Annotated in this window: 18 protein-coding genes; 11 read left to right on the top strand and 7 right to left on the bottom strand. The window is 70.5% G+C overall.

The window, feature by feature from the left end; genetic code table 11:
- Nucleotides 1-175 precede the first annotated feature (175 nt).
- From OGH68_RS31200 to OGH68_RS31175, 6 genes are all read right to left on the bottom strand, one after another.
- Nucleotides 176-826: a maleylpyruvate isomerase N-terminal domain-containing protein gene (locus tag OGH68_RS31200; protein WP_264248703.1), complete on the bottom strand. Its 651-nt coding sequence runs from the start codon at nucleotides 824-826 to the stop codon at nucleotides 176-178.
- A gap of 202 nt (nucleotides 827-1,028) precedes the next feature.
- On the bottom strand, nucleotides 1,029-1,529 hold the full coding sequence (locus OGH68_RS31195) for an Lrp/AsnC family transcriptional regulator (RefSeq protein WP_264248702.1): 501 nt from the start codon (nucleotides 1,527-1,529) through the stop codon (nucleotides 1,029-1,031).
- 76 nt (nucleotides 1,530-1,605) lie between these two features.
- Nucleotides 1,606-2,403, bottom strand: coding sequence for a hypothetical protein (locus OGH68_RS31190; protein WP_264248701.1), 798 nt, complete (start codon nucleotides 2,401-2,403; stop codon nucleotides 1,606-1,608).
- 174 nt (nucleotides 2,404-2,577) lie between these two features.
- The gene (locus OGH68_RS31185; RefSeq protein WP_264248700.1) at nucleotides 2,578-4,977 is read right to left on the bottom strand and encodes a SpoIIE family protein phosphatase; all 2,400 of its coding nucleotides are present in this window, start codon (nucleotides 4,975-4,977) and stop codon (nucleotides 2,578-2,580) included.
- 187 nt (nucleotides 4,978-5,164) lie between these two features.
- Nucleotides 5,165-7,576 carry an MFS transporter gene (locus OGH68_RS31180; protein WP_264248699.1) on the bottom strand — a complete coding sequence of 804 codons (2,412 nt, stop codon included), beginning with the start codon at nucleotides 7,574-7,576 and terminating at the stop codon, nucleotides 5,165-5,167.
- 236 nt (nucleotides 7,577-7,812) lie between these two features.
- Nucleotides 7,813-8,256: an SRPBCC family protein gene (locus OGH68_RS31175; RefSeq protein WP_264248698.1), complete on the bottom strand. Its 444-nt coding sequence runs from the start codon at nucleotides 8,254-8,256 to the stop codon at nucleotides 7,813-7,815.
- Nucleotides 8,257-8,393: 137 nt separating this feature from the next.
- On the opposite strand from OGH68_RS31175, the gene OGH68_RS31170 reads away from it, so the two are divergent.
- Together OGH68_RS31170 and OGH68_RS31165 are read left to right on the top strand one after the other, a co-directional pair.
- Complete coding sequence (locus OGH68_RS31170; RefSeq protein WP_264248697.1) at nucleotides 8,394-9,425, top strand: Rv2578c family radical SAM protein; 1,032 nt, start codon at nucleotides 8,394-8,396, stop codon at nucleotides 9,423-9,425.
- A 76-nt stretch (nucleotides 9,426-9,501) separates the two neighbouring features.
- A complete protein-coding gene (locus OGH68_RS31165) occupies nucleotides 9,502-10,032 on the top strand; it encodes a GNAT family N-acetyltransferase (protein ID WP_264248696.1) in 531 nt (176 codons plus the stop codon).
- A 54-nt stretch (nucleotides 10,033-10,086) separates the two neighbouring features.
- Here the strand turns inward: OGH68_RS31165 and OGH68_RS31160 are convergent, their stop codons facing one another.
- A complete protein-coding gene (locus OGH68_RS31160; protein WP_264248695.1) occupies nucleotides 10,087-10,665 on the bottom strand; it encodes an adenylosuccinate lyase in 579 nt (192 codons plus the stop codon).
- A gap of 367 nt (nucleotides 10,666-11,032) precedes the next feature.
- Between OGH68_RS31160 and OGH68_RS31155 the strand changes: the two genes are divergently transcribed.
- From OGH68_RS31155 to pssA, 9 genes are all read left to right on the top strand, one after another.
- Nucleotides 11,033-12,814 carry a 3-hydroxyacyl-CoA dehydrogenase family protein gene (locus tag OGH68_RS31155; RefSeq protein WP_264248694.1) on the top strand — a complete coding sequence of 594 codons (1,782 nt, stop codon included), beginning with the start codon at nucleotides 11,033-11,035 and terminating at the stop codon, nucleotides 12,812-12,814.
- Between the two features lie 115 nt (nucleotides 12,815-12,929).
- Nucleotides 12,930-13,769 carry a TetR family transcriptional regulator gene (locus OGH68_RS31150; RefSeq protein WP_264248692.1) on the top strand — a complete coding sequence of 280 codons (840 nt, stop codon included), beginning with the start codon at nucleotides 12,930-12,932 and terminating at the stop codon, nucleotides 13,767-13,769.
- A gap of 385 nt (nucleotides 13,770-14,154) precedes the next feature.
- A complete protein-coding gene (gene ccrA / locus OGH68_RS31145; protein ID WP_264248691.1) occupies nucleotides 14,155-15,492 on the top strand; it encodes a crotonyl-CoA carboxylase/reductase in 1,338 nt (445 codons plus the stop codon).
- A 1-nt stretch (nucleotide 15,493) separates the two neighbouring features.
- Nucleotides 15,494-17,632 (top strand): protein meaA, encoded by a 2,139-nt coding sequence (locus OGH68_RS31140; RefSeq protein WP_264248690.1) that lies wholly within the window; start codon nucleotides 15,494-15,496, stop codon nucleotides 17,630-17,632.
- Nucleotides 17,629-18,594, top strand: coding sequence for an HpcH/HpaI aldolase/citrate lyase family protein (locus tag OGH68_RS31135; RefSeq protein ID WP_264248688.1), 966 nt, complete (start codon nucleotides 17,629-17,631; stop codon nucleotides 18,592-18,594). Before OGH68_RS31140 ends, OGH68_RS31135 begins: the two co-directional genes overlap by 4 nt.
- A 16-nt stretch (nucleotides 18,595-18,610) precedes the next feature.
- Nucleotides 18,611-19,123, top strand: a complete 513-nt coding sequence (locus tag OGH68_RS31130; protein WP_264248687.1) for a MaoC family dehydratase — start codon at nucleotides 18,611-18,613, stop codon at nucleotides 19,121-19,123.
- Between the two features lie 2 nt (nucleotides 19,124-19,125).
- Nucleotides 19,126-20,331, top strand: coding sequence for an acyl-CoA dehydrogenase family protein (locus OGH68_RS31125; protein WP_264248685.1), 1,206 nt, complete (start codon nucleotides 19,126-19,128; stop codon nucleotides 20,329-20,331).
- 169 nt (nucleotides 20,332-20,500) lie between these two features.
- Complete coding sequence (locus OGH68_RS31120) at nucleotides 20,501-21,157, top strand: phosphatidylserine decarboxylase (RefSeq protein WP_264248683.1); 657 nt, start codon at nucleotides 20,501-20,503, stop codon at nucleotides 21,155-21,157.
- A complete protein-coding gene (pssA, locus tag OGH68_RS31115; RefSeq protein WP_264248682.1) occupies nucleotides 21,144-22,004 on the top strand; it encodes a CDP-diacylglycerol--serine O-phosphatidyltransferase in 861 nt (286 codons plus the stop codon). The genes OGH68_RS31120 and pssA overlap by 14 nt, the downstream gene beginning before the upstream one ends.
- The last annotated feature ends 30 nt before the right edge of the window (nucleotides 22,005-22,034 follow it).

Here is a 22,034-nt window from a genome sequence, read left to right as displayed (position 1 = left end):
CGCTGGACGGCGGAGACGACGGTGACCACCGGTGACGACCGGTGACGTCTCAACGGTAGGAATCGGGAGGTTCCGGCGACAAGGAACAAGCGCTGCGTGTGCGCGCAGGAATGCTGCGTCCTAGGCCCTTCGGCGGCGTTTCGCGTCGCCCCGCGCCGCACACCACTCGTTCGGGCTACGCGAGCGGGGCTCCGTACCACCGCCAGGTGCCGGGGCGGGGCCGGCCGGGGAGGTCGGCCCGGCCGGTGGACCACAGCAGCGCGGGCCAGGGCGCGGCGCCGTCGGGTGTGTCCCGGAACAGGCGGGCCAGCACCCGCGAGCAGATGCCGGCGGGCGGCTCCCAGGACAGTCCGAGGCCCTCGGCGATGTCATGGGTGTGCACCAGCGTCTCCACGATGCCCATCGCCGCGAAGCCCTCCGGGTCCGACGCCCCGAAGACATGGTGCGAGCGGACGTCCGGCGAGGCCGTGCGCACCATGGCGACCAGCAGCGCACCGCTCGCCTCCAGCACCTCGAGCAGGCCGTCGGGGCCGGCGGCGCGGTTGGCGTGGACGGAGTTCGCGGGGCCGCCCGGCCGGCGGCTCTCGTAGACGAAGGGCACCTCGCGGTCGAGCGGCGGGGTGCGGGGGCCGAGCTGAACGGCGTAGGCGAAGAGGTCGTCCGCGAGGTGTTCGGCCGTCTCCCAGCAGGTCCACTCCAGGGCGCCGGCCGCGCCGTCCCAGGCCGCGGGGGGCGCCTCGCGCAGGGCGGTGACGGCGAGGCGGACCGCCAGGTCGAGGTCGTCGGCGGTGACGGGCGCGCGTTCTGCTGCGGCGTTCGGTGACATGCCGGGAAGGGTACGCGGGGCGCCGAGCACGCCCTCCAGGCCCGGCCCCGATGCCGTCCCCGCCCTGGAAAGGAGGCACGATGCCTCGTCAACTGCGCATGCGTGGCATCGAGTTGGGCGTGTGCCGTCTTCCGGCTGACCGCCGCCGCGCACCGCTCGGCGCGCGGGAACACGCGTGCCGGGGCCGGCCCGGCCGACGTCGTCAGCCGGCGGTGTCGCCCGATGTCGCGGCGCGGCCGGCGCCGGCCTCCGGGCTGCCGGTCAGCAGGTGGGAGAGGACCATGTAGCTGATCGTCTTGCGGATGAACGGTTCGGCCCTGATGCGCTCGAGCACCTCCTCGAAGTGCTCGACGTCCGTCGCCCGTACGTGCAGCAGCGCGTCGGCGCCGCCGGTGACCGTCATCGCGGCGGTGATCTCGGGGTGGTTGCGGACGACTTCGGCGAGGCGCCGGGGCGGGGCGGCGCTGTCGCAGTACACCTCCACGTACGCCTCGGTCGCCCAGCCCAGCGCGGCCGGGCGCACCGTCGTGGTGAAGCCGGTGATGATGTCGTTCTCGCGCATCCGGTCGACGCGGCGTTTGACCGCGGTGGCCGAGAGCCCGATGGCCGTACCGATCTCCGAGAAACTCGTCCGCGCGTTCGCCACCAGCGCGGCGACGATCTTTCGGTCCAGTTCGTCGAACGGCGCGGATTTGCTGGTCATTACGGTGTTCCTTCGGACGGCCTTGTCGCGCGCGGACCCTATCGGAAGAAGGCCCCCGTCCGCACGCGGGCCACGGTCAGCCGCCGGCCAGGCGTACGGTGCTCAGGATCTTGCGCACCGTCGCGTCCGGTACCTCCTCGTCCACCCCCTTGGCCCCGGTGAACGTCCAGGAGACGATGTCGCCCTTGTCGTTCTTGAACGCGAAGGTGGTCGCCGTGCCGTCGGTGTCGCACTTGCCCTCGGGCTCCACGCCCGCGGAGGAGGCGGTGGCCACACTGCCCCGGATGCCCGACGCGGTGGTGTACGGCTCGGCCGCGCCTTCGGTCACCTTGGCCCGATCCGGCTGGGCGTAGCCGCCGTACACCCACAGGGAGGCGTTGTCGCGGGCCGCTTCCTGCGGTGTCCGCGCGCCGCGTTCGGTACGTGAGCCCGCGGCGGCGAGCCAGGTCTCGTCCGACGAGCCGTCGACGTCCACGTCGGACACGCACCACTTCTCCTTGAGGACGGCCGGGGCGGAGAAGCCGACGAGGGGCTTCTCCTCCGGGTCGCCGTCCTCCACGACATAGCTCGCCCAGGACGCCGGCTTGCGTCCCCACTCGGGCGGTACGTCGAAGACGACGCCGGTCCTCGGGTTCGTCACGGTCCGCCAGCCGGGCACGGTCGGCTGCTCGCCGGCGCCCGCACGGGCCTGGCCGGTCGGCGGGGCCGAAGAGACCGGCGACGCATGGCCGCCGTCCTCGCCGCCGACGGCCTTCAGCCCGCCCACCGCGCCTGCGGCGAACAGTGCGGCCACCAGCAGTAAGCCCAGGACCACGGTCATGGTGGTGCGGCGACGGCGGTCGGCGGCGGGGACGGCCACGGCCTGGGTGGGCATGTTCCACGGTTGGTGCCGCGAGCCCGCCGGGGGGCCGTAGGGACCGTTCTGCGCGTGGTGTCCCTGATGTGACTGCTGTGGTTGTTGCGGTTGTCGTGGTTGCAGCCCGCCGTCCGGATACTGCTGCTGTCCTTGCCCCATGGGCAGCAACCCTAGTCGGCGCTCCGATCCGCCCTACGGCAGGGAGAGTTCGAACCAGACCGTCTTGCCGTCCGCCGTGCGGCTGGTGCCCCACTCCCTGGAGAGACTGCTCACCACCCGGAGCCCCCGCCCCCGTTCGGCGTCCGGGCGTGCGTCCAGCAGGGTCGGCAGCGTGTGGTCGTCGTCCGCCACCTCGCAGAGCAGCGACTCCGCGCGCACGAGCCGCAGTTCGGCCCGGCGGCCGCCCGAGTGCCGTACGGCGTTGGCCACGACTTCGCCGGCCAGTAGCTCCGCGGTCTCCGTCAGCGCGTCCAGTCCCCAGGCGGCGAGCTGTTCCCGCACCAGCCGGCGTGCCCTCGCGGCCTCCCGCGGTTCGAGGGACAACTCCCACGTGGCGACCGACCCGGGGTCGATGCCGTTGAGCCGGGCCATGAGCAGCGCCACGTCGTCCTTGCGGCCGCCGCGGGTGCCCAGCGCCCGGATGATGGTGTCGCAGGCGTCGTCCATGGAGGCGGCCGGGTGCGCGGCGGACTCGCAGAGCGTGACCAGGCCGACGCCGATGTCCTCGCCGCGCATCTCGACCAGCCCGTCGGTGCACATGACGAGCCGGTCGCCCGGCGACACCGGTACCCGGACACTCTCGAAGGGCACGCCGCCGACGCCGATCGGCGCCCCGGTGGGCAGGTCCAGCAGGTCGCTGCGCCCGTCGGCGGCACGGACGAGGACGGGCGGCACATGGCCCGCGTTCGCGAGGTGGAGTTCGCCGGCGACCGGGTCGTAGACCGCGTACAGACACGTGGCGAGGTAGTGCTCGCCAAGGCGCTGGGCCAAGTCGTCGAGGTTGCGCAGGAGCTGCGCGGGCGGCAGGTCGAGCGCCGCCATCGTCTGCACGGCGGTGCGCAGCTGCCCCATCATGGCAGCCGAGTTGAGGCCGTGGCCCATGACGTCACCGACGACGAGCGCGGTGCGTGAGCCGGGCAGTTTGACGGAGTCGAACCAGTCGCCGCCGACCCTGCCGAGGAAGGTGCCCGGCAGATAGCGGGTCGCGGTGTCGCAGCCTGCCATCCGCGGGGTGACCTGCGGCAGCATCGAGTCCTGGAGGGTCTCGGCGACGTTCTCCTGGTACGTGTACATCCGGGCGTTGTCGATCACGAGTCCGGCACGCGCCGCCAGCTCCGCACCGGTGACCCGGTCCATGTCGTTGAAGAGGGGCCGCCCGGGGTGGCGGAGCAGGATCATGCAGCCGAGGACGACGTTGCGCGCCTTGAGCGGTGCGATCAGCATGGAGCGGCCGTTGATCATCGGGCGCATGTCGCGCTTGTCGAACTGCTCGGCCATGGCGTTGCCCATCTCCTCCGTGATCCGGGGCACCAGGACCGGCTCGCCGGTGATCATGCACTGGAAGAAGGGCGTGTGGGCGGGGAACGGCATGGACTCGCCGACCGGCACGACGTCGTCCCAGCGGCCCGGCTCGTCGACGTGCTCGAACGCGACGCGGTGCCACATCGTGGTCGCGTCGGGGTCGCCGTCGGAGAACCCCTCGCCGGCGACGACCTCCTCCCGCAGATAGGTGCAGGCGATGTCACTGAACCGCGGCACGACGGCGGAGCTGACCTCCCGGATCGTGCGGGCGAGGTCGAGCGAGGAGCCGATGGCTCCGCTGACCTCGTTGAGGAACTCCAGGCGCTCGCGCACCGCCGCGTACTCGAGATCCTGTGCGAGGTCGGCGGCGTCGACCGGATGTCCGGCCGCGGCTGCCTGCCGGGCCCCCTGCTGACGCGCCCGGCGCCCGGCCCGCCGCGGCACACCCCAGTCGGGGGTGACGGGCACCCGGTCGTGGTGGCTGAACTCCAGTACGGGATACCCCAGTTCGAGCACCTGGGCGACGATCCGTGTCGACTCCCGGACGCTCATGCTCGGCAGGATCTCGGGGAGCCGGCGGGCCAGTTCGTCGGCGCCGGGGAACTCGGTGTGCAGGGCGAAGCCCGGAGCGATCCGCTCGACGCTCTCGTCGTCGGCGCCGAACCGCCCCGCGTCCGCCGCCAGCACGAGCAGCCGCTCCTCGCCGGGACCGACCATGGGGTACGCCCACCACAGCACGTCGACGCGTTCCTGCCCCGGCTCGGAGATGCGGGCGCGGCCGGCCGTCGGGTAGGCGGTGAGCCCGCCCAGGCACGCCTCCAGGCCGTGACCGGCTCCGCTGTAGCCGTCGCAGAGGCCGTCGTCCTCTTCCACGGCCAGGGCGCCCGAGACGGGGAGCAGCTCGACGGCGGAGCGTCCGACGGCTTCCGCCCTGCCCGGGCCGAAGAGCCGGCGGGCGCCGGTGGACCAGTGCGAGACGAGGCCGTCGCCGTCCACGACGACCACGGCAAGCGGAATCCGGCCGGCCGCGGCTTGCTGCTGCTGCGACGCCGGCGGAACAGCACTGTCCATGGGCGGAGCGCTCCTTCCCCGCCGCCGGGATCTGCGGCCTGTGACCACGGTACGGGCAGTCCGGCCCCGCGCGCCGGGCAATCACGGAAGAGGTAGTGCGCCGGAGCGAAACTGACAAAAGGTCAATGCACCGGCGCGCGGGAGGACACCGCTGCCTGCCGCGCGCCCGCAGCCGCGGCGCATCCCCTCAGTCGGCGTGCCCGAGCTGCAGGTCGCGCTCGGTCCGTCCCCCGCCGGCTACCTGGAGCACGGTCGCGACCGGCGGGTACCCCGAGGCGATGACCGTGTACTCCCCCGACGACAGGTCCACGAAGCGGAATGTGCCGTCGGGCCCGGTGGTGAGCGTGTCGACGACATTGCCCGCCGCGTCCAGCAGCGTGACGCGCGCATCGTCGACCGGCCGGCCGTCCCCGGCGCGCACGGTGCCGCGCAGCACCGCCCCGCCGGCCAGCTCGATGTCCTGCCGGGTCTCCCGGGACGGCTGCACGCTCACGGGGTGGGCGGACGGCCGGAAAGCGGGGGCGCTCGCGGCCAGGGTGTACTCCCCCGCCACCAGTTCCGTCATCACATAGCCGCCCTCCCGTCCGCTGCGGGTGGTGGCCACGACCTCGCCGCGCACATCGGTGAGGGTGACGGCCGCGTCCCGTACGGGGCTTTTGTCGGCTGTGAGGACGACACCGGCGAGACGACCCGCCCCGCCGAGGACGACGTCGAGATCGACGGGCCGTTCGCCGACGGTGACGGTGACGGCCTGCGGCTGGTGGCCCCCGGCCGCCGCGATCAGCACATAGGCCCCGGGGCCGGGGACGCTCAGGGCGTACCGGCCGTCCTCACCGCTCCCGCCCCGGCCGATCTGGACGCCCTGTACGTCGATGAGGGTGAGGGCGGCGCGCGGGACGCTGCTGCCGTCGTGGTGCTGGACGGTGCCGCAGACGGGGACACCGGCGGGGTGCGGCGCGGCCGCCTGCCGGGAGGGGGCGGCCGGGGCGGTCCGGGCGTGCGGGACGGCGGTGGACTCGGCGAAGGCGTTGTGGGACACCAGCGGTTTCTCCTTGAGGAAGAAGGCGATGAACAGGCCGAGTACGAGCACCGGCACGAGGTAGAGGAAGATCCGGGGCATCGCGTCCGCGTACGCCTGGATGTATCCGTCGCGCAGAGCGGGCGGCATGGCATGCACCGTCTGCGGGGTGATGGAGGACGGATCGGGCAGACCGGCCCCGGCGGGGAGGCGGTCGGCGAGCCCGTCGGCGAGCCGGTCGGCGAAGAGGGTGCCGAAGACCGCGGCGCCGACGCTGCCGCCGATCTGCCGGAAGTAGTTGTTGGCGCTGGTGGCCGTGCCGAGGTCGGCGGGCGGCACCGCGTTCTGCACGGCGAGGATCAGCACCGGCATCACCAGCCCGATGCCCACGCCGAGCACCGCCTGCCAGATGCTGTAGTCCAGCCGCGGGGTGTCCGCCTCCAGGCGGGACAGGAGCCACATGCCGACGGCGGCGACGGCACTGCCGAGTACCGGATAGACCTTGTAGCGGCCGGTGCGGCTGATCAGCTGACCGGAGACGATCGAGGCGACGACGAGCCCGCCCATCATGGGGAGCATCAGCAGGCCCGACTCGGTGGCGCTGGCCCCGCCGACCATCTGGAGGAAGGTGGGCAGATAGCTGGCGGCGCCGAAGAGGGCGACGCCGATCACCGCGCCGACGAGCGAGGTGATGTTGAACACGGAGTCGCGGAACAGCCGGAGCGGAATGATCGGTTCGGGCGCGAGGCGCTCGACGACCAGGAAGAGCACGGTCGTTGCCGCCGCTCCCGCGCCGAGGCCGGTGATCACGCGTGAGCCCCAGGCGTACTCGGTGCCGCCCCAACTGGTCAGCAGCACCAGGCAGGTGGAGGCGGCGGCGAGGAGCAGCGCACCCAGGACGTCGAGCCGGGCCCTGGCCCGGGGGCGCGGGAGCTTCAGCACCACACTGACCACGAGCAGGGTGATCAGGCCGAAGGGGACGTTGAAGTAGAAGCACCAACGCCAGGAGACGTGATCGGTGAAGAAGCCGCCGAGCAGCGGGCCGGCGACGGAGGCGAGCCCGAAGGCGGCGCCGATCAGGCCCATGAAGCGGCCGCGTTCACGGGACGGGACGATGTCGGCGATGATCGCCTGTACGCCGATCATGAGCCCGCCGGCGCCGGCACCCTGGACGGCACGGAAGACGATCAGCTCGTTCATCGTGCGTGACCAGCCGGCGAGCGCGGAGCCGACGACGAAGACGACGATGGCGAACTGGAAGACGCCCTTGCGCCCGTAGAGGTCGCCGAGTTTGCCGTAGACGGGCAGACCGATGGTGGCGGTGAGCAGATAGGCGGTGATCGCCCACGGCATCCGGTCGAGGCCCTGGAGCTCACCGACGATCTTCGGCAGGGCGGTGGCGACGATCATCTGCTCGAGCGCGGCGAGCAGCAGCGCGAGCATCAGGCTCATGAAGACGAGCCGCACGCGGCGCGGGCCGAGCGGCGTGGTGGCCGCCGGGGCTGCGGGCGGCGGCGGGTCGGCAGGTCCGGTGGTGTCCGGCGCGGCCTGCTCGTCCTTGACCAGAGTGATCCCGCCCACGTCCGTCTCCCCTCGACGCACCGCTCGTCGCGCTGTGCGGCGTCATTCTTCACATTGCATGCGAAGGGGGAGCAACTCGGGCACCGCCCCGGCCAGGCGTTCGAGAGGCGCCTCAACAGCCCCTGGAGGGGGCGCATTTGAGGCGCCCACCAGCGGCTTCCCCGCCGACCCGGCGCGCGCGGGAGCACGCCGGGCGCACTCCTGAACGGCGGGAAAGACCACTCGAACCGGTGAGGTTACTTCTCCACGTTCGCGGCGAGCTTGGCCAGCACGGCGTCGTAGATGCGACCGAGGCCCTTGGGGGCGAAGGTCTTCTCGAAGAAGCCGCCGATACCGCCCGCGCCGTTCCAGACGGTGGTCACGACCACCCGGCACTTGCCCTCGCCGGCCGGGGTGACCGTCCAGGTGGTGACCATGGAGGAGTTCCGGTCCTTCTCGACCAGTTCCCCGTCCCTGGGTTCCGAGACCTCGAGCAGGCAGTCCCGGACGCGCTTGCTGGTGGCCTGGAGCTTCCAGTGGACGAGCGTGCCCTCGCCGTCGCCGCCCTCGCGGACCTCGTACTCGCTGAAGTGCTCGGTCAGGAGCTTCGCGCGGGTGTTCTCGTAGTCGGCCACGGCATCGAACACCGTCTCCGCGTCCGCCGCGACGATCCGTTCCGTGGTGGCTTCGACCTGCGCCATTTTGGTTGCTCCTCCAGCACTCGCTCCAGCGGGATGCCGCTAGCCAACCACCTCCGGCACGGGCCCCCAAATCGCCCTTGCGGCGATCATGGGAACAGGTGTTCTATTCTGAGGTCAGTGCGAACGAGGAGGCACCCATGCGCTGGGACAATCTGGCCGACGGCCCCGCCCCATCAGGGGACGCCGCCCTGTTCGGTACGTCCGCGGTCACGACGCGGACCTTCGACACCCCCGAGTTCCGGGGCATCACCTTCCACGAGGTCCGGGCCCGTTCGATCCTGAACCGGGTGCCGGGCGCGTCACGGATGCCGTTCGAATGGACCGTCAACCCCTACCGGGGCTGCACCCATGCCTGCGTGTACTGCTTCGCCCGCAAGACACACAGCTATCTGGACCTGGACACCGGCCTCGGTTTCGACTCGCAGATCGTCGTCAAGGTCAACGCCCCCGAACTGCTGCGCCGCCAGCTGGCGTCCCGCCAGTGGCAGGGCGCGCACATCGCCATGGGGACCAACGTGGACTGCTACCAGCGGGCTGAGGGACGCTACCGGCTGATGCCGGGGATCATCTCGGCGCTGCGCGACCACGCCAATCCGTTCTCGATCCTCACCAAGGGCACGCTGATCCTGCACGACCTGGATCTGCTGGTCCAGGCCGCGGGCGTCACCGAGGTCGGCATCTCCGTCTCGGTGGGCTTCACGGACCGCGAACTGTGGCGCACGGTCGAACCGGGCACCCCCTCCCCCGAACGCCGCCTCGACGTCGTACGCACCCTCACCGAGCACGGCATCGGCTGCGGCGTCCTGATGGCGCCGGTCATCCCGTTCCTCGGCGACCACCCCGACCAGCTGAGGGCCACGGTGAGGGCGATCGCGGCCGCCGGCGCGACCTCCGTCACCCCGCTCGTGCTGCATCTGCGCCCCGGCGCCCGTGAGTGGTTCATGGCCTGGCTGCGCGAACACCATCCGCATCTGGTGGCGCGGTACGAGCGGCTGTACGCGGAGGGCGCGTACGCGCCCAAGTGGTACCAGCGCCGGATCACCCGTCATGTGCACGAGCTGGCCGCCGAGTTCGGTATCGGCCCCGCGGACCGCGGCGACCACCGGCGGCGGCAGCCCGCAGCCCCCGAGCCGGTGGTGCCGGAGCCGACTCAACTCACGCTGCTCTGACGCCGGTTCCAGTAGCGTCGTAGGACACTGGGGGGCAGTGTGCCCACCGACGACGGAGAGGGGAGGCCACGGAGCGATGACCATGCGCGTGCGGGACATGACGATCGACGACTGCGACGCGGTCGCCACGATCCGGGTGGGCGGCTGGCGGTTCGCGTACACCGGACTCGTGCCCCAGTCGTACCTGGACGCCATGAACGCGGCGGACGACGCGGCCGAACGCCGCTCGCTCCTCGTGGACGGAGCGGGCGCCGGGGTGAGCAACGTGGTCGCCGAGTGGGCCGGCGAGGTGGTCGGCTGGGGCTGCTTCGGCCCGCTCCGCGACGAGGGCGGCGAGAAGCACCGGGAAGTGTGCGAGCTCTACGCGATCTACGTCCGGCCGGAGCGCATCTCCTCGGGCGTGGGCCACGCGCTGATGGCCGAACTGACGGGCCGCGCGAGGGCGGCCGGGTTCCAGGAGATGGTCCTGTGGGTCCTCAGGGACAACGCCCGCGCCCGCCGCTTCTACGAGCGCGCGGGCTTCACACCGGACGGCACCGAGGAGCCCTTCGAGGTCGACGGCGAACGCGTCCCGGAGGTCCGTTACTTCCGGCGACTGACGGCGTGACCGGCTCCCTGCGCGGGGCGTCCGGCGGCGCAGGTCTCCTGACCCCGGCAGCAGTCACGCCCGCTGTCCCTCCAGCCGCGCCAGCGCCGCCTGCGCCGCCGCCGCCAGACGCGGGTGCGGCAGCGCCGCCCGTACGACCTCGGCGGCGCGCGCGTCGCCCAGCGCTCCCAGGCCCTCCACGCACGCCAGCGCCACCCGCCAGTGCGGGTCGCCGGCGCCGAGGCGGCGGCCGAGGACCGTGATCAGGGCCGGGACGGACTCCGGTGCGCGCAGCCGGGTCAGCAGGCGGACCGGGAGCAGGGAGTAGGCGACGCGCAGTTCGTTGGTGGCGAGTGCAGCGGCGGCGCGCGGGGTGCGGGGGTCGCCCAGCTCGGCGAGGGCGTGGGCGGCGCCGACACAGCGCTCGGGGTCGCGGTGGTTGAGGAGGAGGACCAGGGACTCGAAGGCGCGGCGGTCCCCGGCGCAGCCGAGCCGGAAGGCGGCGAGTTCACGTGCCCACAGGGGGCGCCCGTGTTCGGTGAGGACGGTGGCGAGTTCGTCGTGGTCGGCGGTGGTCAGCAGCCGTTCGTACGCGGCTCCCCCGCCCGACTCGTCCCGCAGCCGGCTCGCGAGCGACCGCAACTCCTCGTCCATGACGGAAGCGTATCGGCGGGAGCGGGGCGCGATCCAGATCACATGGACGAGCCTCCGTCGAGGGCTGGCGTGCTCGTTACCGGCGAGTTAATCTCAAGTGAGCGGGTCACCCCCGCGACTCCCGGCGGCCTGGTGACGCAGCCGCCGAGAGGTTGTCGGTTCGGCTTCGAGGTTCCGAGGTTTCGGAGCAGCACGAAGCAGAAAGTACGGCGTGGCCAGGGACAGGCCCGTCGGCCCCAGCACCACGACACGCGGTTCCCGCGCGCCGTACGCCCCTGCGGTGTCGGCCCCCGCGCCTGCGGACCTCCTCCTGTTCCGCCCCCGCGCGCGCTCCTCATCAGTCGTCACTCATCCCTGGAGTCCCGTGATGGACACCCCTCTCCACACCATTGCCGTCGTCGGCCTCGGCACCATGGGCACCGGCATCGCCGAGGTCCTCGCGCGCGCCGGCCGCGAGGTCGTCGGCATCGACGTCAGTGACGCCGCCGCCCGCCGGGCCGTCGCCTCGCTCGAAGCCTCCACCGCCCGCGCCGTGGGGCGGGAGCGGATCACCGAGGAGGAGCGCCGAGACATCCTCGCCCGTTTCCGCACCTTCTCCGATCCGCAGGCCGCCGCCGAGGCCGATCTGGTGATCGAGGTCGTGCCCGAGTCGTACGAGGCCAAGCAGCAGGTCTTCCGCGAGCTCGACGCCGTCGTCCGCCCGGACACGATCATCGCGACCGGCACCAACGCCCTCTCCGTGACCCGGCTCGCGGCCGATTCCGAGCGCCCGGAGCGCGTGCTCGGACTGCACTTCTTCAATCCGGCCCCGGCGATGAAGCTCGTCGAGGTGGTCTCCTCCGTGCTGACCGCCCCGGCCGCCGTGGAGGCCGTCACGGCGCTGGCCCGCGAGCTCGGCAAGGAGCCGGTCGCGATCGGTGACCGTCCCGGATTCGTCGCGGACGGCCTGCTGTTCGGTTACCTCAACCAGGCGGCGGCGATGTACGAGTCGCGCTACGCCTCCCGCGAGGACATCGACGCGGCGATGAAGCTCGGCTGCGGTCTGCCCATGGGCCCCCTCGCGCTGCTCGACCTGATCGGCATCGACACCGCACGCACCGTGCTGGACGCGATGTACGCGGAGTCGCAGGACCGCCTGCACGCCCCGGCGCCCATCCTGGGGCAGCTCAGTGCGGCCGGTCTGACCGGCCGCAAGGCCGGCCGCGGGTTCTACACCTACGCCGCCCCCGGCAGCGCCGACACCGTGGACGACGCGCTGACCCCGCGGCCGTCCGACGGGGCCGCCGCCGGCCGGGAGATCCGCTCGGTCGGCGTGGCCGGCTCCGGCACCATGGCGAGCGGCATCGCGGAGGTCTTCGCCAAGGCGGGTTACGACGTGGTGCTGGCCGCGCGCAGCCTGGAGAAAGCCGAGGTGGCGAAGGCCCGCATCGGCAAGTCGCTGGCGCGCTCGGTCGCCAAGGGACGGATGACCGAGGAGGCCCGGGAGGGCACCCTGGCCCGGATCGCCCCCGCCGGTTCGCTCGACGCGTTCGCCGAGGTCGACCTGGCGCTGGAGGCGGTGGCCGAGGACCTGGAGATCAAGCAGCAGCTCTTCGCCACCCTCGACAAGATCTGCAAGCCGGGTGCGGTGCTCGCCACCACCACCTCCTCGCTGCCCGTCGTCGCCTGCGCGCGCGCCACCTCGCGCCCCCAGGACGTCATCGGCATGCACTTCTTCAACCCCGCCCCGGCGATGAAGCTGGTCGAGGTGGTCCGCACGGTCCTGACCTCCGACGATGTGCACGCCACGGTCCGCGAGGTCACCGCGAAGATCAAGAAGCACCCGGTCGACTGCGGCGACCGGGCGGGCTTCATCGTGAACGCGCTGCTCTTCCCGTACCTCAACAACGCGATCAAGATGGTCGAGGAGCACTACGCCACCCTCGACGACATCGACGCCGCGATGAAGCTCGGCGGCGGCTACCCGATGGGCCCGTTCGAACTGCTCGACGTGGTCGGTCTCGACGTCTCGCTCGCGATCGAGAAGGTCCTGCACCGCGAGTTCCGCGACCCGGGCCTGGCTCCGGCGCCGCTGCTCGAGCACCTGGTCGCCGCGGGATGCCTCGGCCGCAAGACGGGGCGCGGCTTCCGCGAATATGCCCGGCGCTGAGTCCGGCGCAGGGTGGGGCGGGCTGCTCGGTCCGGGCGGCCCGCCCTCCGTCCCCGGGGAGACGGACAGCGGCACGCAGGCGCAGCCGACTGCCCGGATGCAGTACGTTCAGATCATGCCCCAGCCCGCTGAAACCTCCCGCCGCACCGGCCGCGCCGGCGCCCCGACCGACGCTCCGGAGAGCCCCGCGGGCTCCCGCGCCGCCGCGCAACGTCTGAAAATGCGCCGTGAACTGGCTGCGGCGGCAATGGAGTTGTTCGCGACCAAGGGCTACGAGGCGACGACGGTCGACGAGATCGCGGCGGCGGCGGGCGTGGCACGGCGTACGTTCTTCCGGCACTTCCGCTCCAAGGAAGAGGCGATCTTCCCGGACCACGACGACACACTGGTACGGGCGGAGGCGGTGCTGAACGCCGCTCCGCCGCACGAGCATCCGCTGGACACGGTCTGCCGGGGGATCAAGGAGGTCATGCGGATGTACGCCTCCTCCCCCGCCGTCTCCGTCGAGCGCTACCGGCTGACCCGCGAGGTGCCCACCCTGCGGGAGCGCGAGATCGCCTCGGTGGCCCGTTACGAGCGGCTGTTCACGCGCTATCTGCTGGGCCACTTCGACGAGCGCGACCACCACGACGGCAACGACGACCCGCTGCTCGCCGAGGTCGCCGCCTCCGCCGTCGTCACCGCGCACAACCATGTGCTGCGCCGCTGGCTGCGGGCGGGCGGCCAGGGCGACGTGGAGGCCCAGCTGGACCACGCGTTCGCCATCGTCCGCGACACGTTCGGTACCGGCATAGGGGCCGGGCGCAAGCACGCGGCGGTCATGGCCGACGCGGCGGCCCAGGAGCCGGCGGCGACGGCCCGTACCGAGGGCGAGGTGCTGGTGGCCGTCGCGCGCACGGACGCGCCGCTGAGCGAGGTCATGCGGGCCATCGAGCAGGCGCTCAAGCAGTCCTGACCGCCCCCGTGCCACACGGCTGATGGGCGCCCGATTCGGGCGGCCATCAGCCGTTTTGCGTCCCGGTTCGATCGATCATCGCTCATATGTGTCGCCCGGATTGCATCTGAGAGAAATTCTTGGCACGGAGTGTCTTGCGACCTGGCACGGCGTGCCATACGTTGAGAGTGTCCGGGCGGCCGGCGTGCAGAGACCATTCGTACGCCGGCTGTCCCAGCAACCCTCGTGGTTGCCCGCCCGGACGCCTGCGTCACAGGCACCTTCAAGCGCCACCCGCGCTGCCAGCAGCACCACCCGCCGAACCGACGGCACACCTCCACAGCAGCACCACCCCGACGTACCCCTCAGCGTCCGCGCATGGACGCTTCCCGCCGGAGGCAACACCGTGAAGGAAATCCTGGACGCGATCCAGTCGACGGAATCCACGTCGGCCGACTTCGCCGCACTGAAGCTCCCCGAGTCGTACCGCGCGATCACCGTGCACAAGGACGAGACGGAGATGTTCGCCGGTCTCGAGACCCGGGAGAAGGACCCCCGCAAGTCGATCCACCTCGACGACGTGCCGGTGCCCGAACTCGGTCCGGGTGAGGCACTGGTGGCCGTGATGGCCTCCTCGGTCAACTACAACTCCGTGTGGACCTCGATCTTCGAGCCGCTGTCCACCTTCGGCTTCCTGGAGCGCTACGGGCGGCTGTCGGAGCTCACCAAGCGCCACGACCTGCCGTACCACGTCATCGGCTCCGACCTCGCGGGCGTCGTCCTGCGCACCGGCCCCGGCGTCAACGCCTGGAACCCGGGTGACGAGGTCGTCGCGCACTGCCTCTCGGTCGAGCTGGAGTCCTCCGACGGCCACAACGACACGATGCTCGACCCCGAGCAGCGCATCTGGGGCTTCGAGACCAACTTCGGCGGCCTCGCGGAGATCGCGCTCGTCAAGTCCAACCAGCTGATGCCCAAGCCGAAGCACCTCAGCTGGGAGGAGGCCGCGGCCCCGGGCCTGGTCAACTCCACCGCGTACCGCCAGCTCGTCTCCCGCAACGGCGCCGGCATGAAGCAGGGCGACAACGTCCTCATCTGGGGTGCGAGCGGCGGACTCGGCTCGTACGCCACCCAGTTCGCGCTCGCCGGCGGCGCCAACCCGATCTGTGTCGTCTCCAGCGACCAGAAGGCGGACATCTGCCGTGCGATGGGCGCGGAGGCGATCATCGACCGCAACGCCGAGGGCTACAAGTTCTGGAAGGACGAGCAGACCCAGGACCCGAAGGAGTGGAAGCGCTTCGGCAAGCGCATCCGCGAGCTCACCGGCGGCGAGGACATCGACATCGTCTTCGAGCACCCGGGCCGCGAGACGTTCGGCGCGTCCGTCTACGTCACCCGCAAGGGCGGCACCATCACCACCTGTGCCTCGACCTCGGGCTACATGCACGAGTACGACAACCGCTACCTGTGGATGTCGCTGAAGCGGATCATCGGCTCGCACTTCGCCAACTACCGCGAGGCGTGGGAGGCCAACCGCCTCATCGCCAAGGGCAAGATCCACCCCACCCTGTCGAAGGTGTACTCCCTCGAGGACACCGGCCAGGCCGCGTACGACGTGCACCGCAACCTCCACCAGGGCAAGGTCGGCGTCCTCGCGCTCGCCCCGCAGGAGGGTCTGGGCGTCAGCGACCCGGAGATGCGAGAGAAGCACGTCGACGCCATCAACCGCTTCCGGAACGTGTGACATGCACGAGCCGAGGAAGGCCGCGATCGGACCGGAGGGCGCGCCGGTGTCGAAAGCGACGAGGCCGAGGGAGCGAAGCGACCGCGGGGCGAGGAACCTCGACAGCGGCTTCGAGCGCCCGAAGGGAAGTGAGCCGAGGAAGAAGGACCGGCCCTGGCTCATGCGGACGTACGCCGGTCACTCGACCGCCGAGGCGTCCAACGAGCTGTACCGGCGCAACCTCGCCAAGGGCCAGACGGGTCTGTCGGTGGCCTTCGACCTGCCGACCCAGACCGGTTACGACCCCGACCACGTCCTCGCCCGCGGCGAGGTCGGCCGGGTCGGGGTGCCGGTTTCCCATCTGGGCGACATGCGCCGGCTGTTCCAGGACATCCCCCTGGAGCAGATGAACACCTCGATGACCATCAACGCCACCGCCATGTGGCTGCTGGCGCTGTACCAGGTGGTCGCCGAGGAGCAGGGCGCGGACATCCGTCTGCTCCAGGGGACGACGCAGAACGACATCGTCAAGGAGTACCTGTCGCGCGGGACGCACGTCTTCCCGCCCGGTCCTTCACTGCGCCTGACCACCGACATGATCACGTACACGGTGGCCAACATCCCCAAGTGGAACCCGATCAACATCTGCAGCTACCACCTGCAGGAGGCCGGGGCCACGCCGGTGCAGGAAATCGCGTACGCGATGTCCACCGCGATCGCCGTCCTCGACGCCGTGCGCGACTCGGGCCAGGTGCCGGCCGAGAAGTTCGGTGACGTCGTCGCCCGGATCTCCTTCTTCGTGAACGCGGGCGTCCGCTTCGTCGAGGAGATGTGCAAGATGCGGGCCTTCGGCCGCATCTGGGACAAGGTCACCCGGGAGCGGTACGGCATCGAGAACGAGAAGCAGCGCCGCTTCCGCTACGGCGTCCAGGTCAACTCCCTGGGCCTCACCGAGGCGCAGCCGGAGAACAACGTCCAGCGCATCGTGCTCGAGATGCTGGCCGTGACGCTGTCCAAGGACGCCCGCGCCCGCGCCGTCCAGTTGCCGGCGTGGAACGAGGCGCTGGGTCTGCCCCGGCCCTGGGACCAGCAGTGGTCGCTGCGCATCCAGCAGGTGCTGGCGCACGAGTCGGACCTGCTGGAGTACGAGGACATCTTCGCCGGTTCGCACGTCGTCGAGGCCAAGGTCGGCTCCCTGGTCGAGGAGTGCCTCGCCGAGATCGACCGGATCCAGGAGATGGGCGGCGCGATGGCGGCCGTCGAGTCCGGCTACCTCAAGTCGCAGCTGGTCTCCTCGCACGCCGAGCGGCGGGCGCGGATCGAGGCGGGCGACGAGAAGATCGTCGGCGTCAACATCTACGAGACGACCGAGGAGAACCCGCTCACCGCGGATCTCGACACCGCGATCATGACGGTCGACCCGGCGAACGAGGCCCGGGTCGTGGCGAAGCTCCACGAGTGGCGCGCCGACCGTGACGAGTCCCGTGCGGCAGAGGCCCTCGCGGCGCTGAAGAAGGCCGCGGCGGGCACCGAGAACCTGATGGCGGCCACCGTCGAGTGTGCGCGTGCGGGCGTCACCACCGGCGAGTGGGCCTGGGCGCTGCGTGACGTCTTCGGCGAGTTCCGTGCGCCGACGGGCGTCAGCAGCGCCCCGGTGGCGGTCGCCGCGGAGGCGGGTACTCCGCTCGCCGCCGTACGCGAGAAGGTGGCGCGCACCGCGGACGACCTGGGCTCCGGCCGGCTGCGGCTGCTGGTCGGCAAGCCGGGCCTGGACGGGCACTCCAACGGCGCCGAGCAGATCGCCGTACGGGCCCGTGACGCCGGGTTCGAGGTGGTCTACCAGGGCATCCGGCTCACCCCGGAGCAGATCGTCTCCGCCGCCCTCGCCGAGGACGTGCACTGCGTGGGCCTCTCCATCCTGTCCGGCTCGCACGCCGAGCTGGTGCCGGACGTGCTGGAGCGGCTGCGCGATGCCGGCGCGGCCGACATTCCGGTGATCGTCGGCGGGATCATCCCGAACGCCGACGCCGCAGAGCTGAAGGCGGCGGGAGTGGCCGCCGTCTTCACACCGAAGGACTTCGGTATCACGGAGATCATCGGCCGTATCGTCGACGAGATTCGTACAGCGAACAAGCTCGACCCTCTGGAGGTCCCCGCATGACTACCCCTGTGAACCGGCTGCGTCCGCGCCGCTCCTGCCTGGCGGTGCCGGGTTCGAACCCGCGCTTCCTGGAGAAGGCCCAGGGCCTGCCGGCCGACCAGGTGTTCCTGGACCTCGAGGACGCCTGCGCGCCGCTCGCCAAGCCGGACGCGCGCCACACCATCGTGAAGTTCCTCAACGAGGGCGACTGGACCGGCAAGACGCGGGTCGTGCGGGTCAACGACTGGACCACTCACTGGACGTACCGTGACGTCGTCACCGTCGTCGAGGGCGCCGGCCAGAACCTCGACTGCATCATGCTGCCGAAGGTCCAGGACGCCCAGCAGATCGTCGCACTGGACCTGCTGCTCACCCAGATCGAGAAGACGATGGGCTTCGAGGTCGGCAAGATCGGCATCGAGGCGCAGATCGAGAACGCCCAGGGCCTCAACAACGTCAACGAGATCGCTCAGGCGTCGCCGCGCGTCGAGACCATCATCTTCGGCCCGGCCGACTTCATGGCCTCCATCAACATGAAGTCCCTGGTCGTCGGCGAGCAGCCGCCCGGCTACCCCGCCGACGCGTACCACTACATCCTGATGAAGATCCTGATGGCCGCCCGCGCCAACAACCTCCAGGCGATCGACGGCCCCTACCTGCAGATCCGCAACATCGACGGCTACCGCGCGGTCGCCCAGCGCGCCGCGGCGCTCGGCTTCGACGGCAAGTGGGTGCTGCACCCGGGCCAGGTCGAGGCGTCCAACGAGATCTTCTCGCCCTCCCAGGAGGACTACGACCACGCCGAGCTGATCCTGGACGCGTACGACTACTACACGTCCGAGGCCGGCGGCAAGAAGGGCTCGGCGATGCTCGGCGACGAGATGATCGACGAGGCCAGCCGCAAGATGGCACTGGTCGTCTCCGGCAAGGGACGTGCGGCCGGCATGCAGCGGACCAGCAAGTTCGAGATCCCCGACAACTAGAAAGGCCCTGAGCGACATGCAGTTCGGACGCACCTACGAGGAGTTCGAGGTCGGGGCCGTCTACAAGCACTGGCCCGGGAAGACGGTCACCGAGTACGACGACCACCTCTTCTGTCTCCTGACGATGAACCACCACCCCCTCCACATGGACGCCAACTATGCGGAGAACACGACGGACTTCGGCAAGAACGTCGTCGTGGGGAACTACATCTACTCGCTGCTGCTGGGCATGTCCGTGCCGGACGTCTCCGGCAAGGCCATCGCCAACCTGGAGATCGAGTCGCTGCGCCACGTGGCGCCGACGTTCCACGGCGACACCATCTACGGCGAGACGACGGTCCTCGACAAGACCCCGTCGAAGTCGAAGAACGACCGCGGCATCGTCCACGTCGAGACCAAGGGCTACAAGCAGGACGGCACCCTCGTCTGCGTCTTCCGGCGCAAGGTGATGGTCCCGACGGAGACGTACATCAAGGAGCGCGGCGGCGAGCAGCCCGGCCGCCCCGAGCTCAAGACGCAGGAGAAGTAGTCATGGCCCGACTCGCCCGGACCGCAGGTCTGACCGACGTCCAGCAGGAGATCCTGTCCACCGTTCGGGACTTTGTCGACAAGGAGATCATTCCTGTCGCCACCGAGCTGGAGCACAAGGACGAGTACCCGCAGGAGATCGTCGACGGTCTCAAGGAGCTCGGCCTCTTCGGCCTGATGATCCCCGAGGAGTACGGCGGCCTGGGTGAGTCCCTTCTCACGTACGCGCTGTGCGTCGAGGAGATCGCCCGTGGCTGGATGTCCGTCTCCGGCATCATCAACACGCACTTCATCGTGGCGTACATGCTCAAGCAGCACGGCACGCAGGAGCAGAAGGACACCTTCCTGCCGCGGATGGCGCTCGGCGAGGTGCGGGGCGCGTTCTCGATGTCGGAGCCGGGCCTCGGTTCGGACGTGTCGGCCATCACGTCCAAGGGCGTCAAGGACGGCGACGAGTACGTCCTCAACGGCCAGAAGATGTGGCTGACGAACGGCGGCACGTCCACTCTGGTCGCCGTCCTGTGCCGGAGTGACGAAGGACACCCGGAGGGGACCGCCCCCCACAAGTCGATGACGACCTTCCTGGTCGAGAAGGAGCCCGGCTTCGGAGAGGTCCGCCCCGGCCTCACCATCCCCGGGAAGATCGACAAGATGGGCTACAAGGGCGTCGACACGACCGAGCTCATCATGGACGGACTGCGCATTCCGGCCGATCGGGTCCTCGGCGGGACCACCGGCCGAGGGTTTTACCAAATGATGGACGGCGTCGAGGTCGGCCGGGTGAATGTCGCGGCCCGTGGCTGCGGCGTCGCGCAGCGTGCCTTCGAGCTGGGTGTCTCCTATGCCCAGCAGCGTCACACTTTCGGCAAGCCCATCGCCTCCCACCAGGCGATTCAGTTCAAGCTGGCCGAGATGGCCACCAAGGTCGAGGCCGCGCATGCGATGATGGTGAATGCGGCACGCAAAAAGGACTCCGGGGAACGAAACGACCTGGAGGCAGGGATGGCGAAGTACCTCGCCTCCGAGTACTGCAAGGAAGTCGTCGAGGACGCCTTCCGTATCCACGGCGGCTACGGCTTCTCCAAGGAGTACGAGATCGAGCGCCTCTACCGCGAGGCCCCGATGCTGCTGATCGGTGAGGGTACCGCCGAGATCCAGAAAATGATCATTGGTCGTCGGCTGCTCGAGGAGTACCGATTCCAGGGTTGATTGTCGCTTTTGAGTCGGTTACGGCCGGAAGGTGATCACACCCTGTCATCATCTTCCGGCCGCCGACTCGGCTTCTGCCTTTCCCAGTTGCGGGTCGTAACCGATACGATCGCGGGAAAGCCGCCGTCCCCCGTTGCCAGCGCGGCATCATCCGCTACGAAGGTCATCCATGCCCCACAGCCAAACCTCTGCACCTCGCGACAGCCTCCGTGGCGTACGTATCGCTCGCGGAGCATCGCCGTGGCTTCTGCCGACCGTCGCCACCGCCGCACTCAGCCTGGCCCGCTCACGCCGCTCCCGGCGTGCCGCGGCCATCGCCGTGCCCACCACCGCGCTCGCGGCGGGCATGCTGTGGTTCTTCCGCGACCCCGAGCGTGAGATCGCACACGGCCGGGTCATCTCGCCCGCCGACGGTGTGGTGCAGAGCATCATGCCGTGGAAGGACGGACGTACCCGCGTCGCGATCTTCATGAGCCCGCTCAACGTCCACGTCAACCGCGCGCCCCTCTCGGGCACGGTGACGTCGGTCGAGCACGTCCCGGGCGGTTTCGTCCCCGCGTTCAACAAGGAGAGCGAGAACAACGAGCGCGTTGTCTGGCACTTCGACACCGAGCTCGGCGACATCGAGATGGTGCAGATCGCCGGCGCGGTCGCGCGGCGGATCGTCCCGTACATCCCGCAGGGCACCAAGGTCGAGCAGGGCGACCGCATCGGTCTGATCCGCTTCGGATCGCGCGTTGACATCTACCTTCCGGAAGGTGTCGACGTCGCTGTCGAGGTCGGTCAGACCACGACTGCGGGGGTGACTCGAATTGACCGTGATTGATCCCGACACACAGGCCACGAACTGGGTCGCCGACGACGAGGACGACGACGCGGAGGAAATGCCGCTGTCCCTCCGGCTGTCGATAGCGGACACGCTGACGCTCGGTAACGCGACGTGCGGCTTCATGGCGGTGTACTTCACCACCACCGGCATCCTCATCCCGCACCTCTCGGGTGACGAGTCGGGCATGGCCCGCAACAGCGCGGCCACGGCCGTGATACTGATGCTGTGCGCGGCTGTCTTCGACCTGTTCGACGGCCTCGTCGCCCGCAAGCTGCGGTCGTCGCCGATGGGCGCGGAGCTGGACAATCTCTCCGATCTGATCAGCTTCGGTCTGGCGCCGGCGTACTTCGTGCTCGTGTACGGCATGGTCGCGAGTGACGCGCATGAGCGGGTCGCGGCGGTGGGCGCGATCGTTGTGCTGCTGGCGGTGGTGCTGCGGCTTGCCCGCTTCTCGTGCGTCACCGTGAAGGACGGCACGTTCCAGGGCATGCCGTCGCCGTTCGGCGCACTCACGGTCGTCTCGATCGTGCTGCTCGAGCTGCCGTTCGAGGCGACACTGCTGGCGGTCGTCGGTACCGCGTGGCTGATGGTGAGCCGGGTCGAGTACCCGAAGCCGCGGGGCGTCCTCGCGGTGGCGATGCTCGGCTGGATCGTCTCGGCCATGGGCATGCTGGCGGCGTGGGCGTTCGACGCGCCGGGCGGCCAGGTACTGCTGCAGATGGGCTGCGCGCTGCAGATCGTCATGGCGGCGACGATCCCCCTCTTCGCCACCGCCCGTCGCGTGAACACGTTCCGCGACAACCGGCGCGAGAGCCGCGAGGCGCGGGCGGCGCAGATCCCGTAGCGCAGATCGGGTACGTGACGGCCGTCCCGT

The organism is Streptomyces peucetius (assembly GCF_025854275.1).
GTDB lineage: Bacteria > Actinomycetota > Actinomycetes > Streptomycetales > Streptomycetaceae > Streptomyces > Streptomyces peucetius_A.
The sequence above is the reverse complement of the archived record's forward strand: the minus strand, read 5'-3'. Positions and strand labels throughout refer to the sequence as shown.

What these genes read in the sequence shown, in the direction of transcription:
- OGH68_RS31200 (WP_264248703.1), bottom strand. Translation starts at nt 826, where the DNA reads ATGTCACCGAACGCCGCAGCAGAACGCGCGCCCGTCACCGCCGACGAC.
- OGH68_RS31195 (WP_264248702.1), bottom strand. Translation starts at nt 1,529, where the DNA reads ATGACCAGCAAATCCGCGCCGTTCGACGAACTGGACCGAAAGATCGTC.
- OGH68_RS31190 (WP_264248701.1), bottom strand. Translation starts at nt 2,403, where the DNA reads ATGCCCACCCAGGCCGTGGCCGTCCCCGCCGCCGACCGCCGTCGCCGC.
- OGH68_RS31185 (WP_264248700.1), bottom strand. Translation starts at nt 4,977, where the DNA reads ATGGACAGTGCTGTTCCGCCGGCGTCGCAGCAGCAGCAAGCCGCGGCC.
- OGH68_RS31175 (WP_264248698.1), bottom strand. Translation starts at nt 8,256, where the DNA reads ATGGCGCAGGTCGAAGCCACCACGGAACGGATCGTCGCGGCGGACGCG.
- OGH68_RS31170 (WP_264248697.1), top strand. Translation starts at nt 8,394, where the DNA reads ATGCGCTGGGACAATCTGGCCGACGGCCCCGCCCCATCAGGGGACGCC.
- OGH68_RS31165 (WP_264248696.1), top strand. Translation starts at nt 9,502, where the DNA reads ATGACCATGCGCGTGCGGGACATGACGATCGACGACTGCGACGCGGTC.
- OGH68_RS31160 (WP_264248695.1), bottom strand. Translation starts at nt 10,665, where the DNA reads ATGGACGAGGAGTTGCGGTCGCTCGCGAGCCGGCTGCGGGACGAGTCG.
- OGH68_RS31155 (WP_264248694.1), top strand. Translation starts at nt 11,033, where the DNA reads ATGGACACCCCTCTCCACACCATTGCCGTCGTCGGCCTCGGCACCATG.
- OGH68_RS31150 (WP_264248692.1), top strand. Translation starts at nt 12,930, where the DNA reads ATGCCCCAGCCCGCTGAAACCTCCCGCCGCACCGGCCGCGCCGGCGCC.
- OGH68_RS31140 (WP_264248690.1), top strand. Translation starts at nt 15,494, where the DNA reads ATGCACGAGCCGAGGAAGGCCGCGATCGGACCGGAGGGCGCGCCGGTG.
- OGH68_RS31135 (WP_264248688.1), top strand. Translation starts at nt 17,629, where the DNA reads ATGACTACCCCTGTGAACCGGCTGCGTCCGCGCCGCTCCTGCCTGGCG.
- OGH68_RS31130 (WP_264248687.1), top strand. Translation starts at nt 18,611, where the DNA reads ATGCAGTTCGGACGCACCTACGAGGAGTTCGAGGTCGGGGCCGTCTAC.
- OGH68_RS31125 (WP_264248685.1), top strand. Translation starts at nt 19,126, where the DNA reads ATGGCCCGACTCGCCCGGACCGCAGGTCTGACCGACGTCCAGCAGGAG.
- OGH68_RS31120 (WP_264248683.1), top strand. Translation starts at nt 20,501, where the DNA reads ATGCCCCACAGCCAAACCTCTGCACCTCGCGACAGCCTCCGTGGCGTA.